The 299-nt window shown below is 43.5% G+C and carries 1 pseudogene; it reads right to left on the minus strand.

The features are described from left to right. A pseudogene (locus tag SB765_RS28880) lies at positions 1-299 on the minus strand (2-oxoglutarate dehydrogenase E1 component); the annotation flags it as partial.

Here is a 299-nt window from a genome sequence, read left to right on the forward strand (position 1 = left end):
CAGTGCCTTCAGCTGCAATAGTTGCGTACGCTAAAGTCTCTGCCATACCCCAATCAAGTGCTTTTTCACCGGCAGCCATAGCTTTACGATCATCGTATATTTTCTTAACACGAGATTGCGCTTTGTGGTCTTCAGGGTAGCTTGCGACAATGTTACCGAGCTCTTTAAGTTTCTCTACAGAAACAGATGCATCGTAGTCAACATTCCAATCATGGCCAACGTATTTAGCCCAATCAGAAGAATGTGACGTTTCTGGTTGAATTTCTTCAACTACACAGTTGCCATCATCTAAGCCATTG

The organism is Pseudomonas sp. SIMBA_067 (assembly GCF_046534675.1).
GTDB classification, from domain to species: domain Bacteria; phylum Pseudomonadota; class Gammaproteobacteria; order Pseudomonadales; family Pseudomonadaceae; genus Aquipseudomonas; species Aquipseudomonas putida.